Raw genomic sequence first — 851 nt, 5'->3', positions numbered from 1 at the left:
TATTACTCGATGATTTTAGCAACAACGCCAGCACCGACTGTACGGCCACCTTCACGGATAGCGAAGCGCAAGCCTTCTTCCATCGCGATCGGGTTGATCAGTTTTACAGTGATAGAAACGTTATCACCTGGCATGACCATTTCTTTGTCTTTCGGCAACTCGATCGAACCAGTCACGTCCGTTGTACGGAAGTAGAACTGTGGCCGGTAGTTGTTGAAGAATGGTGTATGACGACCACCTTCATCTTTGGACAATACATAGATCTCGCCTGTGAAATGCGCATGTGGCTTGATCGAACCTGGTTTTGCCAACACTTGACCACGCTGGATATCTTCACGCTTGGTACCACGCAGCAATACGCCAACGTTATCGCCTGCTTGACCTTGGTCGAGCAGTTTGCGGAACATTTCAACGCCAGTACATGTTGTTTTGACCGTGTCTTTGATACCGACGATTTCAATCTCTTCGCCAACTTTGACGATACCGCGTTCGATACGGCCAGTAACGACTGTACCGCGACCGGAGATGGAGAATACGTCTTCTACTGGCAACAGGAAGGCGCCGTCAACAGCGCGTTCTGGTGTTGGGATGTAGGTGTCGAGTGCGTCAGCCAGTTTCATGATGGCTTCTTCGCCCAGAGGACCTTTGTCGCCTTCGAGGGCCAGTTTGGCGGAACCTTGAATGATCGGCAGGTCGTCGCCTGGGAATTCGTATTTGGACAACAATTCACGCACTTCCATTTCAACCAGTTCGAGCAACTCAGCGTCATCTACCATGTCGCATTTGTTCAGGAACACGATGATGTAGGGAACGCCAACTTGGCGGGCCAACAGGATGTGTTCGCGCGTTTG

The 851-nt window shown here is 50.9% G+C and carries 1 protein-coding gene; it reads right to left on the bottom strand.

The window, feature by feature from the left end; translation table 11 throughout:
* Nucleotides 1-2: 2 nt before the first annotated feature.
* Nucleotides 3-851 (bottom strand): elongation factor Tu (locus tag ACO0LG_RS29495; RefSeq protein WP_423032176.1); only part of this gene is annotated, 849 nt, incomplete at its 5' end.

Source organism: Undibacterium sp. Ji42W (assembly GCF_049340405.1).
Lineage (GTDB): Bacteria > Pseudomonadota > Gammaproteobacteria > Burkholderiales > Burkholderiaceae_D > Undibacterium.
Note: the sequence above shows the minus strand (reverse complement) of the source record. Positions and strands in the feature narration are given on the sequence as shown.